13 protein-coding genes are annotated in these 15,258 nt (G+C 70.6%); 6 read left to right on the forward strand and 7 right to left on the reverse strand.

All coding sequences use genetic code 11. The features are described from left to right. Both gatA and gatC read right to left on the reverse strand, forming a co-directional pair. Positions 1–1,533 (reverse strand): Asp-tRNA(Asn)/Glu-tRNA(Gln) amidotransferase subunit GatA, encoded by a 1,533-nt coding sequence (gene gatA / locus ACK4TH_RS03060; RefSeq protein WP_409622505.1) that lies wholly within the window; start codon positions 1,531–1,533, stop codon positions 1–3. Further along, complete coding sequence (gene gatC, locus ACK4TH_RS03065; RefSeq protein WP_068610581.1) at positions 1,530–1,829, reverse strand: Asp-tRNA(Asn)/Glu-tRNA(Gln) amidotransferase subunit GatC; 300 nt, start codon at positions 1,827–1,829, stop codon at positions 1,530–1,532. Before gatC ends, gatA begins: the two co-directional genes overlap by 4 nt. A gap of 129 nt (positions 1,830–1,958) precedes the next feature. Here gatC and ACK4TH_RS03070 point away from each other — a divergent pair, with 129 nt between their 5' ends. From ACK4TH_RS03070 to mrdA, 4 genes are read left to right on the forward strand one after another with little or no spacing between them, the layout of a single operon-like run. Then, positions 1,959–3,005: a rod shape-determining protein gene (locus tag ACK4TH_RS03070; protein WP_143969526.1), complete on the forward strand. Its 1,047-nt coding sequence runs from the start codon at positions 1,959–1,961 to the stop codon at positions 3,003–3,005. A gap of 47 nt (positions 3,006–3,052) precedes the next feature. After that, positions 3,053–3,943 (forward strand): rod shape-determining protein MreC, encoded by an 891-nt coding sequence (gene mreC, locus ACK4TH_RS03075; RefSeq protein ID WP_409622510.1) that lies wholly within the window; start codon positions 3,053–3,055, stop codon positions 3,941–3,943. After that, complete coding sequence (gene mreD / locus ACK4TH_RS03080) at positions 3,940–4,464, forward strand: rod shape-determining protein MreD (protein ID WP_409622513.1); 525 nt, start codon at positions 3,940–3,942, stop codon at positions 4,462–4,464. The genes mreC and mreD overlap by 4 nt, the downstream gene beginning before the upstream one ends. A gap of 31 nt (positions 4,465–4,495) precedes the next feature. Then, entirely contained in the window at positions 4,496–6,469 is a 1,974-nt protein-coding gene (gene mrdA, locus ACK4TH_RS03085) for a penicillin-binding protein 2 (RefSeq protein WP_409622516.1), read from the forward strand. Here the strand turns inward: mrdA and ACK4TH_RS03090 are convergent. The 3 genes from ACK4TH_RS03090 to ACK4TH_RS03100 form a co-directional block, all read right to left on the reverse strand. Next, on the reverse strand, positions 6,451–7,215 hold the full coding sequence (locus ACK4TH_RS03090) for a TSUP family transporter (protein ID WP_409622519.1): 765 nt from the start codon (positions 7,213–7,215) through the stop codon (positions 6,451–6,453). The two genes, mrdA and ACK4TH_RS03090, sit on opposite strands and share 19 nt — an antisense overlap. A 122-nt stretch (positions 7,216–7,337) precedes the next feature. Then, positions 7,338–8,759 carry an ammonium transporter gene (locus ACK4TH_RS03095; RefSeq protein WP_409622522.1) on the reverse strand — a complete coding sequence of 474 codons (1,422 nt, stop codon included), beginning with the start codon at positions 8,757–8,759 and terminating at the stop codon, positions 7,338–7,340. 43 nt (positions 8,760–8,802) lie between these two features. Continuing rightward, positions 8,803–9,141, reverse strand: a complete 339-nt coding sequence (locus tag ACK4TH_RS03100; protein WP_068610594.1) for a P-II family nitrogen regulator — start codon at positions 9,139–9,141, stop codon at positions 8,803–8,805. 152 nt (positions 9,142–9,293) lie between these two features. Here ACK4TH_RS03100 and ACK4TH_RS03105 point away from each other — a divergent pair, with 152 nt between their 5' ends. After that, positions 9,294–10,850, forward strand: coding sequence for a YifB family Mg chelatase-like AAA ATPase (locus tag ACK4TH_RS03105; RefSeq protein ID WP_409622525.1), 1,557 nt, complete (start codon positions 9,294–9,296; stop codon positions 10,848–10,850). Between the two features lie 34 nt (positions 10,851–10,884). Continuing rightward, a complete protein-coding gene (locus ACK4TH_RS03110) occupies positions 10,885–13,392 on the forward strand; it encodes an ATPase, T2SS/T4P/T4SS family (protein ID WP_409622528.1) in 2,508 nt (835 codons plus the stop codon). 64 nt (positions 13,393–13,456) lie between these two features. Here ACK4TH_RS03110 and ACK4TH_RS03115 read toward each other — a convergent pair whose 3' ends face one another. Together ACK4TH_RS03115 and ACK4TH_RS03120 are read right to left on the reverse strand one after the other, a co-directional pair. Beyond that, positions 13,457–14,971, reverse strand: a complete 1,515-nt coding sequence (locus ACK4TH_RS03115) for an efflux transporter outer membrane subunit (RefSeq protein WP_409622531.1) — start codon at positions 14,969–14,971, stop codon at positions 13,457–13,459. Continuing rightward, the coding region (locus tag ACK4TH_RS03120) for an efflux RND transporter permease subunit (protein ID WP_409622534.1) at positions 14,968–15,258 on the reverse strand (291 nt) is incomplete at its 5' end. The genes ACK4TH_RS03115 and ACK4TH_RS03120, both read right to left, overlap by 4 nt.

Genomic DNA, 15,258 nt, shown 5'->3' on the forward strand with positions numbered 1-15,258 from the left:
TCAGGCCTGACGCGGGAGGGTGATGCTGGCCGGGGCACGGGTGTGCCAGTCGGTTGCGCGCTGGAACTGATGGGCCGCGTGCAGCAGGCGCGACTCGGCCAGGTGCGGACCGATGAGCTGCAGGCCCACCGGCAGACCGCCCGCGCCAAAGCCGGCAGGCACGCTCATGCCCGGCAACCCCGCCAGCGACGCCGGCAGGGTGTAGATGTCGGCCAGGTAGGCCGACAGCGGATCGTCCGCCTTGTCGCCGATGGCCCAGGCGACGGTGGGCGCCACCGGCCCGGCGATCAGGTCGCATTGCTCGAAAGCGCGCAGGAAGTCCTCCGCGATCAGACGCCGTATCTGCTGCGCCTTGAGGTAGTAGGCGTCGTAGTAGCCATGGGAGAGCACATAGGTGCCGATGAGGATGCGGCGCTGCACCTCGGCCCCGAACCCCTCGCTGCGCGAGCGACGGTACATGTCGAGCAAATCGGTGTACTCGGCCGCGCGGTGACCGTAGCGCACCCCGTCGTAGCGGCCGAGGTTGGAGCTGGCCTCGGCCGGGGCGATGATGTAGTAGGCCGGGATGGCCAGTTCGGTGCGCGGCAGGCTGACGTCCACCAGCGTGGCGCCCAGGCGCTCGAACTCCGCCAGCGCAGCGCGCACGGCGGTCTGCACATCGGCGCTGCAGCCGGCACCAAAAAACTCCGTCGGCAGACCGATGCGCAGCCCCTGCAGCGGGCGGCCCGCGCTGGCCCCGGGCAACGGCTCGTCCAGTCCACGGGTGTAGTCCTCGGCCGGGCGGTCCAGACTGGTGGAATCTCGATCCGGGTCGGGCCCGGCCATGGCCGACAGCAGCAGCGCACAGTCCAGCGCCGAGCGCGCGATCGGCCCGGCCTGATCCAGGCTGGAGGCATAGGCCACCATGCCGTAGCGCGAGCAGCGGCCGTACGTCGGCTTGATGCCGGTGACGCCACAAAATGCGGCCGGCTGGCGGATCGAGCCGCCCGTGTCCGTGCCCGTCGCGCCCGGCACCAGGCGCGCGGCCACCGCGGCGGCAGAACCACCGGACGACCCCCCGGGCACGCGCGCAGGATCCCAGGGGTTGCGCGCCGGACCGAAAGCGGAGTTGTCGTTGCCCGAGCCCATGGCGAACTCGTCGCAGTTGAGCTTGCCCAGCGTCACCGCGCCGGCCCCGGGGTGCCCGTCGGCGCCCCCGCCCAGCCGGGCCACCACGGTGGCATCGAACGGGCTGCGGTAGCCGGCCAACATGCGGCTGCCCGCCGTGGTCGGGAAGTCGCGCGTGACGAAGACGTCCTTGTGCGCAATCGGCACACCCAGCAGCGGGGTGTGCTCGCCGCGCGCGCGCCGCTCGTCGGCTTGGCGCGCCTGGGCGAGACTGGCCGCCTCGTCCACGGCCAGGAACGCACCCAGCCCCTCGTGCGCGCGCACGCGCTGCAGCAGTGCCTGGGTGGCTTCGACGCTCGAGACACGGCCCGCGGCCAGCGCGGCCGCCAGCTCGGCCACGCCCATCTGGTGCAGTTCCATGCTCATTCGATCACCCGGGGCACGAGGTACAGGCCGTCCTCGACGGCGGGGGCGCTCGCCTGGTTGGCTTCGCGGCGGTCGGGCTCGCTCACGACGTCGTCGCGCAACCGCAGCGCCACGTCGGTGAACACCTCCACCGGGTGCGCGAGCGGCACGACGCCCGTGGTGTCCACGGCTTTCATCTGCTCGACGATGTCGAAAAACGCATTGAGCTGGCCGAGCATGCGCTCGGCCGTCGGGCCGTCGAGCGCCAGCCGCGCCAAATGCGCGAGGCGGTCGACATCCTGTAGGGTCAGTGACATGGTGTAACGCGGCGCGTGGATAAAGCGGGTAAGAAGTGCCTTGCGGTATTATCCCGGGTTTCGCGATACGGCCTGCCCGCTTCCTGGCGCCCACCCCTTGCAGGCAGGCTGCACAGGACCTCACACACCATGTTCGAATCCCTGCGTCGGCATTTTTCGACCGACCTTGCCATCGACCTGGGCACGGCCAACACGCTCATCTATGTGCGCGGCAAGGGCATCGTGCTCGACGAACCTTCGGTGGTGGCGATCCGCCACGAGGGCGGCCCCACCGGCAAAAAGACCATCCAAGCCGTCGGCAAAGCCGCCAAGGCCATGCTCGGCAAGGTGCCAGGCAACATCGAGGCCATCCGCCCGATGAAGGACGGCGTGATCGCCGACTTCACCGTCACTGAGCAGATGCTCAAGCAGTTCATCAAGATGGTGCATCCGCGCTCGATGCTCAAACCGAGCCCGCGCATCATCATCTGCGTGCCGTGCGGCTCCACGCAGGTGGAGCGGCGCGCCATCCGCGAGTCGGCACTGGGCGCCGGCGCCTCGGAGGTCTACCTGATCGAGGAACCGATGGCCGCGGCGATCGGCGCCGGGTTGCCGGTGGCGGATGCGGCCGGCTCGATGGTGGTGGACATCGGCGGCGGCACCACCGAGGTCGGCGTCATCAGCCTGGGCGGTATGGTCTACAAGGGCAGCGTGCGCGTCGGCGGCGACAAGTTCGACGAGGCCATCATCAACTACATCCGCCGCAACTACGGCATGCTGATCGGTGAGCCCACCGCCGAGTCGATCAAGAAGACCATCGGCAGCGCCTTTCCCGGCTCCGAGGTCAAGGAGATGGAGGTCAAAGGCCGCAACCTCTCCGAGGGCGTGCCGCGCAGCTTCACGATCAGCTCCAACGAGGTGCTGGAGGCACTGACCGACCCCATCAACAACATCGTCAGCGCCGTCAAGACTGCGCTGGAACAGACCCCGCCGGAGCTGGGCGCCGACATCGCCGACCGCGGCATGATGCTGACCGGCGGCGGCGCGCTGCTGCGCGACCTGGACCGCCTGCTCAATGAGGAAACCGGCCTGCCGGTGTTCGTGGCCGAGGACCCGCTGACCTGCGTGGTGCGCGGCTGCGGCATGGCGCTGGAGCAGATGGACCGGTTGGGCCACAGCATCTTCACCAGCGAGTGACGGACCGCTCGCGGCCCCCGTCGCCGACCGCCGCTTAGCCATCCGCCATGCCGCTGGGCACCGTCGACCGCACGCCGCCCCCGTTTTTCAAGCAGGGCACGCCGGCCCTGACGAAGCTGCTCGTCCTGAGCGCCCTGGCGGTGCTGCTGATGGTGGTGGACGCCCGGCTGCGCTGGGCGGCTCCGTTGCGTGCAGGGGTGGCGACGGTGCTGTACCCGGTGCAGTGGCTGGCGCTGCAACCCGTGCGCGCCGTGCAGTGGGTGGGGCAGCACTTGGCGTCGCTGCAGGCCGCTCAGCGCGACGCCAGCGAGGCGCGCGCGCAGCTTGCGCAGCAGGCCGAGCGCGCCGGCTTGGTCGAACACCTGGCCCAGGAAAACCGCGAGCTGCGGCGGCTGCTCGGCCTGCGCGAGCGCGTCTCGCCATCGGCGCAGGGGGCCGAGATCCTGTATGCATTGCCGGACCCCTACGTGCCCGCGGTGGTGATCGACCGCGGCGCGCTGCAAGGTGTGCGCGAGGGAGCGCCGGTGATGGACGGCTTTGGCGTGCTGGGACAGGTCACGCGCGTCTATCCCGGCACCAGCGAAGTGACGCTGCTGGCCCACCGCCAGCTCGCCATCCCCGTGCTCAACACCCGCACCGGCGAGCGCTATCTGGCGTATGGCAACGGCAGCCGCGACGAGCCGGGGCTGAGCCTGCGCTTCGTGCCGGTGCAGACGGCCACCCGAGCAGGGGACGCGCTGGTGACCAGCGGCATCGATGGCCTGTACCCGCCGGGTCTGCCGGTGGCGACGGTCAGCACGGTCAGCGCCGAAGGACGCGAGGGCTTTGCCCAGGTACTGGCCCAGCCCGCCGCCCGCATGCGCGACGCGCTGCACGTGCTGGTGCTGCAGCCCGCGCAGGGAGAGGCGCCAGCGCCGACGACGGAGCGCCATCCATGATCCTGCCACGCGGTCAGGCGCTGCTGCTGCCAGCCAACCCGGCCTTCATCTGGGGGTCGCTCGCCGCGGCGTTTGTGCTGCTGGTGCTGCAGGGACAGCTCACGGCCGCGGCATGGCTGCCGGACTGGGTGGCGCTGGTGCTGGTGTTTTGGACCATCCACCAGCCGCTGCGCATCGGCGTGGGTGTGGCGTTCGTCGCCGGACTGTGCGTGGATGTGCACCAAGGGGTGTTGCTGGGCCAGCATGCGCTGGCCTACACCGCCATGGGCTATCTGGCGGTGACGCTGCACCGGCGGGTGCTGTGGTTCGATCTGCGCGGCCAGACGCTGCATGTGCTGCCGCTGTTTGGGGCGGCCTTTGGTGTGCAGGCGCTGGTGCGGCTGCTCGCCGGCCACGGCGCCCCCCCTGCGCTGGCCTGGCTCGCCCCGTTGCTGACGGCCGCGTTGTGGATACCCGCGACCTGGGTCCTGCTGGCCCCGCAGCGCCGCGCGCACGACCCGGACGAGACCCGTCCCCTCTGACCTCGCTCACCCTCACCCCCTGCGACCGGCGATGACCGAGTACCAAGACGCCGATATCCGCATCGCGCGCTTTCGCTGGCGCGCGTGGGTGGCGCTGGCGGCGGTGCTGGGGGCGTTCGGTCTGCTGGCGCTGCGCGCGTGGCATCTGCAGATCCGCGAGCACGAACGCTACGCCGCCCAGGCCGAGGGCAACCGCACGGCGGTGCTGCCCATCACCCCGCCACGCGGGCGCATCGTCGACCGCAACGGCATCGTGCTGGCGGAAAACCTGCCCGTTTATGCACTGGAAATCGTGCCCGCCCGCACCCCGGATCTGGACGGCACGATCGAGCGTCTGAGCGAATGGGTCTCGATCACACCGCGCGACGTGCAGCGCTTTCGCCGCCTGCTCGCAGAATCCAAACGCTTCGATTCGATCCCGCTCAAAACCCGCCTGAGCGAGGAGGAAATGGCCCGGATCGCCGCCCGCCTGTGGATGCTGCCGGGCGTGGAAATCCAGGCGCGGCAGTTGCGACGCTACCCCCTGGGCCCGACGGCGGCGCATGTGCTGGGCTACATCGGCCGCATCAGCCAGCGCGACCGCGAGGCGATGGACGACTGGCCCGAGGACAAGGTGGCCAACTACCGGGGCAGCACGCACATCGGCAAGCTGGGCGTGGAGCTGGCGCAGGAGGAGCGGCTGCACGGCCGCACCGGGTTCGAGCGGGTGGAGACCTCCGCGTCGGGACGCGCCGTGCGCCGCCTGGACGTGACCCCCCCCCAGGCAGGCGAAACCGTGCGGCTGTCCATCGACGTGCGCCTGCAGCATTTGATCGAGCGGCTGTACGGCGAGCGCCGCGGGGCCCTGGTGGCGCTGGACACCCAGACCGGTGAGGTGCTGGCCCTGGTCAGCATGCCCAGCTTCGACCCCAACCTGTTCGTCGATGGCATCGACGTCGACAACTGGCGCGCGCTCAACGAATCGCTGGATCGCCCGCTGCTCAACCGCGCGCTGCGCGGCACCTACCCGCCCGGCTCCACCTACAAGCCGTTCATGGCGCTGGCGGCGCTGGAGCTGGGCCTGCGCACGCCCCAGACCGCCATCCACGACCCCGGCTACTGGATGCTGGGCAACCACCGCTTCCGCAGCCATGGCGAGCATGCGCTGGGCATGGTGGACCTGCGCCGCAGCATCGTCCTGTCCAGCAACGTCTACTACTACACGCTGGCGCACGAGATGGGCGTGCAGGCCATCCACGACTTCATGGCGCCGCTGGGCTTTGGGCAGCTCACCGGCATCGACCTGCCCGGCGAGGTGCGCGGCATCCTGCCCAGCCCGGCGTGGAAGCGCGCCACCTATCGCACGGCCGAGCAGCAGCGCTGGCACCCGGGCGAAACGATCTCGCTCGGCATCGGCCAGGGCTACAACAGCTTCACGATGCTGCAACTGGCCACCGCCATGGCCGCGCTGGCCAGCGGGGGGACGCGGCAGACGCCGCACGTCGTGCTGGAGACGCTCGCCCCCGGCCCGGACGGGGGCGTGACCTCGTCGCGGGTGCAGCCGCCGGGCCGGCCGCTGGGCTACCGGCCTGCGCATGTGCAAACCGTGCTGGACGCCATGGCCGCCGTGACCACCGAAGGCACGTCGGCGCGGGTATTCGCCGGCGCGCCGTACCGCAGCGGCGGCAAGACGGGCACGGCGCAGGCCGTCACCATCGGTCAGCGCGAGAAGTACGACGCCCGCCGGCTCGCCGAATTTCAGCGCGACCACTCGCTGTACGTCGCCTTCGCGCCGGCCGAGTCCCCGCGGGTGGCGCTTGCCGCCATCGTGGAAAACGCCGGCTTTGGTGCAGCCCATGCCGCCCCGATCGCGCGCCGGGTCTTCGACTATCTGCTGCTGGGCCTGTACCCGAGCGAGGAGGACATCGCCGCCACGCAACGGGGCCAGAGTGCCGCGCCCATCGGCGTGCCGCGCCGCATCCAGGACGTGCCCTGGCCGCCCGCGGATCACGGCACGGCGCCGTAAGCGTCCCAGGTGGTTTTGGCAATCAGGGCAGCGACCACGGCGATGAACACCCCGCGCACGAAGCCCGTGCCGTGCTTGAGCGCCAGCCGCGTCCCCAGCAGGCTGCCGGCCACGTTGGCGGCGGCCATGGCCAGACCGTAATGCCACCAGACGTGCCCCTTCCAGGCGAACAGCGCCACCGCCGCCACGTTGGACGTGGTGTTGAGCAGCTTGGCCGAGGCGCTGGCGCTCAAAAAATCGTAGCCCAGCCAGCGCACGAACAAAAACACGAAGAAGCTTCCCGTGCCCGGGCCGAAGAAGCCGTCATAGAACCCGATGGTGCCGCCCACCGCACAGGCGGCCAGCGTTTCGGCCCGGCCGGCATAACGGGGCCGGTGATGGAGGCCCAAATCCTTTTTGGCCAGGGTATAGAGCAGCACGGCCCCCAAGATGAACGGCAAGGCCCGCCGCAGCAGCTCCGCCGAAACCTGCGTCACCACCCACGCACCCAGCCAGGCACAGACCAGGCAAACGGCCGCCGCGGGCAGCAGCGCCGACCAGCGCATCTGCACCCGCCGCGCATAGCGCCAAGTGGCCGTTGCCGTGCCCCAGACCGAAGCGCTTTTGTTGGTGCCCAGCAAGGTCGCCGGCGGCGCATGCGGGAACACCGCAAACAGCGCAGGCACCAGAATCAGCCCGCCGCCGCCCACGATGGAATCCACAAAGCCCGCCAGCAGCGAGGCGCTCGTCAAGATCAGCCATTCCATCCCCCCGATTGTCGCCGGCGGCCCTCGACGCCCCGTGTCGCGCGCACAAAAAAGGCCCGGGCGCCTGCGGCAACCCGGGCCCAACCCCCAAAGACGATGGGTGTTTGGCGATACGAAACCGATCAGCGGTTGTAGGCCGACTCGCCGTGGCTGGTGATATCCAGACCCTCGCGCTCTTCCTCTTCGGTCACGCGCAGGCCCAGGATCATGTCCACGATCTTGTAGGCGATCACGGCCACGACCGACGACCACACGATGGTGATGATCACGCCTTCGGCCTGCACCCAGAGCTGGTGCGCGATGCTGAAGTCCTCGGCCCCGGTGCCGCCCAGGCCCGGTGCGGCAAACACCCCGGTCAGCAGCGCGCCGACGATGCCGCCCACCCCGTGCACGCCGAACACGTCCAGCGAATCGTCCGCGCCCAGCATCTTCTTCAGGCCCGTCACGCCCCACAGGCACAGGAAGCCCGCCACCAGCCCGATCACGATCGCGCCCATCGGGCCCACCGAACCGCACGCCGGGGTGATGGCCACCAGGCCTGCCACCGCACCCGAGGCCGCGCCCAGCATCGACGCTTTGCCCTTGTGCAGCGCTTCGCCGATCGACCAGGCCAGCACCGCGGCGGCCGTGGCCAGCAGCGTGTTCAGGAAGGCCAGCGCCGCGCCGGCGGTGGACTCCAGGTTGGAGCCGGCGTTGAAGCCGAACCAGCCCACCCACAGCAGCGAGGCACCCACCATGGTCAGCGTCAGGCTGTGCGGCGGCATCGCCTCGCGGCCGTAGCCAATGCGCTTGCCCAGCATGTAGGCGCCCACCAGGCCCGCCATCGCGGCGTTGATGTGCACCACGGTGCCGCCGGCAAAGTCCAGCGCGCCCTTGCCGAGCAGGTAGCCGCCCGGGCCCCAGACCATGTGCGCGATCGGCAGGTAGCTGAAGGTGAACCAGATCGCGCTGAACAGCAGCACGGCGCCGAACTTGATGCGCTCCGCGAACGAGCCCACGATCAGCGCGCAGGTGATACCCGCAAACGTCGCCTGGAACGCGACGAAGATCAGCTCGGGGATCTTGACGTTCTCGGTAAAGGTGTCCGCCAGCGACGCGGTCGTCACCCCCATCAGGAACACCTTGTCGAGTGACCCGATGATGGCCCCCTCGCCGCCGAACGCGAGGCTGTAGCCGTAGATCGCCCACAGCACGCTGATCAGCGAAAACACCATCATCACCTGCATCAGCACCGACAGCATGTTCTTGCTGCGCACCAGGCCGCCGTAGAACAGCGCCAGGCCCGGAATGACCATCATGATGACCAGCAGCGTGGAGGTCATCATCCAGGCCACGTCGCCCTTGTCCACCGTCGGCGAGGCCGCTGCCGCGCCGGCCGCGGCGGGAGCCGCCTCCGCAGCCGCCGGTGCGGCCGCCGCGCCATCGGCCGGCGCGGCCTGGGCGGCCACCGGCGCATCTTTGGGCGCCTCGGCCGTCTGGGCCAGCGCAGCGCCGCCCCACATCAGTCCGAGGCCCAGACACAGGCTCATCAGCAGTTTTTTCATGGGAATCCCCTTGAGGCTTTGGGAACGTGAGGGTTCAGTGAAATCAGAGCGCGTCGGCGCCGGTCTCGCCGGTGCGGATGCGGATGACCTGCTCGATCGGGAAGACAAAAATCTTGCCGTCGCCGATCTTGCCGGTGCGGGCGGCCCCTTCGATGGCCTCCACCACCCGATCGACGAGGGTGTCGGCCACGGCCGCCTCGACCTTGACCTTGGGCAGGAAGTCGACCACGTACTCCGCGCCGCGGTACAGCTCCGTGTGGCCTTTCTGGCGGCCGAAGCCTTTGACCTCAGTGACGGTGATGCCCTGCACACCGATGGCCGAGAGCGCCTCGCGCACCTCGTCCAGCTTGAAGGGCTTGATGATGGCGGTGACCAGTTTCATGGCTGTCCTTTCCTTGGGGTTGCTCGCCTTGCTGCTTGGCTCCGCAATCCGTCAAGCACAAGCCGTGCCAACCACCGAGTGCCCACCTGCCCCCCATGGCGTGGCATCATGTCGGCGAACGGCAATCGAACGGACAGGGAGGACGACCGACCATGGGCTTGTGCGTGGTGCGCAGCCGCACCCTCGTGGGGCTTGCGGCGCAGCCGGTGCACGTCGAGGTGCATCTGGCCAACGGCCTGCCCAGCTTCACCCTCGTGGGGCTGGCCGACACCGAGGTGAAAGAGGCGCGCGAGCGCGTACGCTCCGCCATCCAGAACAGCGGGCTGGAGTGGCCCTCCTCCCGCCGCATCACGGTCAACCTGGCACCTGCCGACCTGCCCAAGGAGTCCGGTCGCCTCGATCTGCCCATCGCCCTGGGCATCCTGGCGGCCAGCGGCCAACTCGATCCGCAGGCCCTGGCCACCCACGAATTTGCGGGTGAGCTGTCCCTCAGCGGTGCCTTGCGCCCCGTCCGGGGGGCGCTGCCCATGGCATTGGCGCTGCGCACCGAGACGGCCCGCGGTGCCGCCGAGGCCTCGCTGGTCCTGCCCGCTGCGAGCGCGGAGGAGGCCGCGCTCGTCCCCGGCGTGACGGTCTATCGGGTGGCGCATTTGCTCGACGTGGTGCGGCGCTATCCGGCGGCCGGCTCCGCCGCGGCGGATGGCACCGGGTTGGGGTGGCAGCGGGCCGCGCCATGCACCACATCGGTGCACGACGACACCGCCGACCCGGATCTCGCGGACATCAAAGGGCAGGCGGCAGCCCGCCGCGCCCTGGAGATTGCCGCCGCAGGCGGCCACAGCCTGTTGCTGTCTGGTCCACCGGGCACCGGCAAGTCCATGCTGGCGCATCGGCTGGCGGGTCTGCTGCCCCCGCTGAGCGACGAGGAGGCGCTGGAGACCGCCGCGATTGCCTCGCTGGTGGGGCGGTTTCGGCCCGAGGCCTGGCGCCGGCGCCCGATGGCCGCCCCGCACCACAGCGCCAGCGCGGCGGCGCTGGTCGGCGGCGGCTCGCCACCGAGGCCCGGCGAGATTTCGCTCGCCCACCACGGGGTGCTGTTTCTGGACGAACTGCCGGAGTTTGCGCGGGGCGCGCTCGAGGCCCTGCGCGAGCCGCTGGAAACCGGTACGGTGCGCCTGTCGCGCGCCGCGCGGCAGGTTGAATATCCGGCACGCTTTCAGCTCGTGGCCGCCATGAACCCCTGCCCCTGCGGCTACCTGGGATCGACCACGCGCGCCTGCCGCTGCACGCCGGATCAAATTCAGCGCTACCGCAACCGGCTCAGTGGCCCGCTGCTCGACCGCATCGATTTGCAGGTCGAGGTTCCGGCGCTGCCACCCGACGTTTTGCTGTCCGCGCCCGCGGGCGAGCCCTCGGCCGCCGTGCGCGAGCGGGTGCGGGCCGCCCGCGACCGGGCCCAGGCGCGCCAGGGCCATCCCAACCACGCCTTGCAGGGCGATGCGCTGTTGCGCCATGCCGCAGCCGACGAGGCCGCACGCCGACTGCTGCAACAGGCGGCCGCCCGGCTGGGCTGGTCCGGCCGCGCCACGCACCGCGCGCTGCGTGTGGCGCGCACCATTGCAGACTTGGCGGGCTGTCCGCAGGTGGAGCCGGCACATGTGGCCGAAGCGCTGCAGTACCGTCCCGCCGCAGCGGGAATGCCGCCATAATCGCTCGCACCGCCTTGACCACGACGCAGCCCCCATGTTTGCCGCCGCCTCGGCCGACCCTGCCCCCCACCCGACCGCCGCCGACGGCAAGCCCCTGCCCCCGCTGCGCTGGCCCACGCCGCCTTACATCGGCTACGGCGGCACCGACGCGGCGGACCAGCCCCAGGCCTGCGAGGTGGAAGGCGTCAACGGCCAGACCCGGACCTGCCTGTTGGTCGCGCTGGAGCCCGAGCGCCGTGTCGCGCACATCCAGGTGCCGCCGTCGCGCACGGTCATGCCGCTGCGCTTCGACATGTTCCGACGCCTCACGCTGACCGAGCCGCTGGCGCCCGTGGAGCTGACCGATACCCAGCCGCCGGACAGCACCTTCGAGGCTCTGGTGCGCTACCGGCCCCGCCTGCCCTACCGCCTCACGCTCGCGGACGGCTCCACGCGCGAGGGGGTCACCATCGGGCAGGTGGAATCGGAGGCCGGGGTCTTTCTGTTCGAGCCCATCGACGACGATGATCGCGTGCGGCGGACCTTCCTGCCGCGCGAGGCCTACCGCGAACTGCACGTCGGCGAGGCCATCGGCCGCGTGCTGGTGGAGCAGCAGGCCCTCACCCCGGAGCAGGTGGAAATCGCCGCCCGCGAACAGGAGGCCATGCGCCAGCGCAAACTGGGCGACTATCTGGTGATCAAGGAGGTCGTCAAGCCCGAGCAGCTGCTCATGGCGCTGGAGGAGCAGCACCGCATGCCGCTGGTGCGCATCGGCGAGGCGCTGACGGCGCTCGGCTTCATCAGCCCAGACCAACTGCAGGAGGCGTTGGAGAAGCAGAAAAAGGAGCGCAGCGTCCCCCTGGGCGAACTGCTGGTGCGAAGCGGCCAGCTCACGCGCGAGCAGTTGCGCGTGGCGCTGGCGCGCAAGATGGGCTACCCGGTCGTCGATCTGAAGCAGTTTCCCATCGATGCCGACGTGCTGCGTCGGGTGCCCCTGGCCACCGCGCGCAAGTTGCGCATCGTGCCGCTGCTGTGGCGCGCCGGCACACTCATCATCGCGGCCGAAGACCCCTCGCGCCGCGCCACCATCGACGAGCTGGAGTTTTTGCTGCAGTGCAAAGTGGTGCCGGTCCTCTCCAGCAGCACGCTCGACAACCGCACCATCAGCGAGGCCTACGCGCGCTTCGGTCTGGACGCCGGTGCGCCCCCAGTGGCCGACGCCCCCAGCGCGGGCGAAACGTCCTCCGAACAACTGCTCGAGTCGTTGGAGCTGGGCGCCGAGGACGATGCCGATGCCCAAGCCCCGGTCGAGCAGTCCGACAACTCGCTGGTGCGCCTGATCAACACCATCATCATCGAGGCCCACCAGCAGGGGGCGTCGGACATCCACATCGAGACCCACCCCAACCGGCGCAAGGTGCGCATCCGCCTGCGCAAAGACGGGCGCCTGCGCCCCTACATGGAGCTGCCCCCCACCTACCGAGCGGCGCTGGTCGCGCGCCTCAAGATCATGTGCGACCTCGACATCTCCGAGCGCCGCAAGCCGCAAGACGGCAAGATCGACTTCGCCAAATTCTCGCCGCAGCACCGGCTGGAGCTGCGCGTGGCCACCATCCCCACCTATGGCGGGGCCGAGGACGTGGTGCTGCGCATCCTGTCGTCGGCCAAACCGGTGGCCGTGGATGAACTGGGGCTGACCCGCGAGAACCACGCGCAGCTGCTGCAGGCCGTGCAACGGCCGCACGGCATGGTGCTGTGCGTCGGGCCGACGGGCTCGGGCAAGACGACCACGCTGCACTCGCTGCTGCAGCACATCAACACCCCGGACCGCAAGATCTGGACGGCGGAGGACCCGATCGAGATCGCCAACCCCGACCTGCGCCAGATCCAGATCAACCCGCGCATCGATTGGACGTTTGGCAAGGCGCTGCGGGCCCTGCTGCGGGCGGATCCAGACGTCATCATGGTCGGCGAAATCCGCGACGAGGAAACGGCGCAGATGGCCATCGAGGCGTCGCTCACCGGCCACCTGGTGCTGTCCACCCTGCACACCAACAGCGCGGCAGAAACCGTGGTGCGGCTGCTGGACATGGGCATGGATCCGTTCAACTTTGCCGACTCGCTGGTGGCGGTGCTGGCGCAGCGGCTGGTGCGCCGCCTGTGTCCCCAGTGCATGCGGCGGGAGCCCGCCACCGACGCGGAGCTGGAGGAGCTACTCCAGGACTACCGGCACGCCTTCCCCGAGGATCTGCGTCCCCCGGCCGAGGCGGTGCGGGCGGAATGGCGCACCCACCTCGGGGAGGGCGAGACACCCCAACTCGGCCGCCCGGTGGGCTGCCCCGCGTGCGACCACAGCGGCTACAAGGGACGCACCGGTATCCACGAACTGCTGACCATCGACGCCGCCTTACGCCGTCTGATCCAGACCAAGGCCCCATCCGAGGCGCTGCAACACACGGCCGTGGCGCAGGGGCACTTTCGCACCTTGCGCCAGGACGGGATCCTGAAGGTGCTGCAGGGCCTCACGACCATCGACGAAATCCGCGCCAGCACGGCGCACTGAACGGGGGACCAAACGGGGGGATCAAAGGGTGCCCCCGGGCAGCACCCAGACCGGGGCTCGCGGGTCAGCGCGCCGCCATGGCCGGGGCATCCGGCGGCGTCCAGCCGCCGCCCAGGGCTTTGAACACCTCCACCGTCGCCGCCAGCTGCGCCCGGCGATTGGACAGCACCTGCAGTTGGGCAGCGTGGGCGTTACGCTGCGCGTCCAGCAGCTCCAAATGCCCCACATAGCCGGCATCGAAGCGCCGGCGCGCCAAGTCCAGCGCCTGATCGGTCGCTCGGGCGGCGGCCAGCACCTCGGGCTCCGACTCGCGCGCCGCGCGCAGATTGGCCAGCGCCTGGGCGACGTCCTTGAACGCCGCCTGTACGGCTCCCTGGTAAGCGGCCAGCGCCTCGCGCTGGCGGGCCTCGGCCTGCTCCACCCGCGCGCGCCGCAGTCCGGCGTCGAAAATCGGCCAGTCCAGCGCCACCCCCAGCGTCCAGATGCGCGATGCGCCACGCAGCAGGTCGGACAGCGCCGCGCTCTCGCCCCCCGCCAGTCCAGTCAAGGCAATCGAGGGGAACAGCGCGGCCCTGGCGACGCCGATCTGGGCCTGCGCCGCCACGAGCTGTTGTTCGGCCTGGCGCACGTCCGGGCGCCGCTCCAACAAGGCTGAGGGCAGCCCGGCCGGTGGCACGGGCGGCCGCGGCAGGTCGCGCACAGGGGCCGCATCCAGCACCAGGCCAGGTTCGCCCACCAGCAGCGCCAGTTGGGCCTGGACCTCGGCGCGCTGGCGCTGCAGCTCACTCAATTGAACGGCCGCCTCGGCGCGTGCGCCCTCGGCCTGCGCAATCTCGAGCCGGCTGCCCAGCCCATGCTCCAGGCGCAACCGCAGCAGCCGCAGCGACTCCTCGCGGGTGCGCAGGGTCTCACGCGTCAGGGCGATCTGTTCGTCCAGCGTACGCAGGGCAAACTCGCCCTGCGCCACCAGCCCTGCGACGGTCTGCCGCACCACCTCTTGCGCGTAGCGGCTGGCCAGCACCTCGGCCCGGGCGGCCTCCGACGCGCGGCGCAGCCGCCCCCAAACATCCAGCTCGAATCCGGTGGACAACGCCAGCCGCTGCCGATCGACGGTGCTGCCGCCCCCCGCTTGTCCGGTGGTGGCGCTGGTGCGGCTGCGCGTGGCGCTGCCTTGCGCCTCCACCGCGGGCCAGCGGGCGGCGTCGGCCTGCATCCCCAGGGCCTCGGCCTGCTCCACCCGGGCCACCGCCTGAAGGATGTCGGCGTTGTGGGCCAGCGCGCGCTCGACCAGGTGCGTCAGCCGCTGGTCGCCAAACTGCGTCCACCAATCGGGCGCCACCGTCGCCGCTGCCGGGGTCTGGGCTGGGACCGCATCGTCCAGCGCCTGCGGATACTGCGCCGGCAGCGCGACCTGCGGACGCTGGTAGTCGGGGCCGACGGCGCAGCCGGCCAAGGCCCCCACGGCCAGCCAGGCGGCCAACCCAGCACCCGGCCGGACAGCCCCCGGTGCCTTGCGCACCATGACTGCACCATCCGCCGGTCGGCGCAAGGCGCCATCGCGCGAGCAAAACGTCGTCATACCGGCAACTCCTCGGTCTCGGCCGGGGTGTGGGTGTGCTGCGGCCGCGGCTTGCGCGCCAGCAACGCAAAGAACAGCGGCACGAAGATCGGGGCCACGAAGGTGGCCACCAGCATGCCCCCAAACACCCCGGTCCCCATCGACTGCCGAGCGGCCGCGCCGGCCCCCGTGGCCAGCACCAGCGGCACCACGCCCAGCACGAAGGCCAGCGATGTCATGACGATGGGCCGGAACCGCAGCCGCGCCGCCTCCAGCGCGGCATCGGCGGCCTTCTTGCCGTGCTCCAT

Origin of the sequence: Tepidimonas sp. (genome assembly GCF_046292505.1) — a bacterium.
In the GTDB taxonomy this organism is placed as follows: domain Bacteria; phylum Pseudomonadota; class Gammaproteobacteria; order Burkholderiales; family Burkholderiaceae_C; genus Tepidimonas.

Coding starts and splice junctions, on each gene's coding strand:
- mreD (WP_409622513.1), top strand. CDS start 3,940: ATGATCCTGCCACGCGGTCAGGCGCTGCTGCTGCCAGCCAACCCGGCC.
- ACK4TH_RS03105 (WP_409622525.1), top strand. CDS start 9,294: ATGGGCTTGTGCGTGGTGCGCAGCCGCACCCTCGTGGGGCTTGCGGCG.
- ACK4TH_RS03100 (WP_068610594.1), bottom strand. CDS start 9,141: ATGAAACTGGTCACCGCCATCATCAAGCCCTTCAAGCTGGACGAGGTG.
- ACK4TH_RS03095 (WP_409622522.1), bottom strand. CDS start 8,759: ATGAAAAAACTGCTGATGAGCCTGTGTCTGGGCCTCGGACTGATGTGG.
- gatC (WP_068610581.1), bottom strand. CDS start 1,829: ATGTCACTGACCCTACAGGATGTCGACCGCCTCGCGCATTTGGCGCGG.
- ACK4TH_RS03070 (WP_143969526.1), top strand. CDS start 1,959: ATGTTCGAATCCCTGCGTCGGCATTTTTCGACCGACCTTGCCATCGAC.
- ACK4TH_RS03090 (WP_409622519.1), bottom strand. CDS start 7,215: ATGGAATGGCTGATCTTGACGAGCGCCTCGCTGCTGGCGGGCTTTGTG.
- ACK4TH_RS03110 (WP_409622528.1), top strand. CDS start 10,885: ATGTTTGCCGCCGCCTCGGCCGACCCTGCCCCCCACCCGACCGCCGCC.
- mrdA (WP_409622516.1), top strand. CDS start 4,496: ATGACCGAGTACCAAGACGCCGATATCCGCATCGCGCGCTTTCGCTGG.
- mreC (WP_409622510.1), top strand. CDS start 3,053: ATGCCGCTGGGCACCGTCGACCGCACGCCGCCCCCGTTTTTCAAGCAG.
- gatA (WP_409622505.1), bottom strand. CDS start 1,533: ATGAGCATGGAACTGCACCAGATGGGCGTGGCCGAGCTGGCGGCCGCG.
- ACK4TH_RS03115 (WP_409622531.1), bottom strand. CDS start 14,971: ATGACGACGTTTTGCTCGCGCGATGGCGCCTTGCGCCGACCGGCGGAT.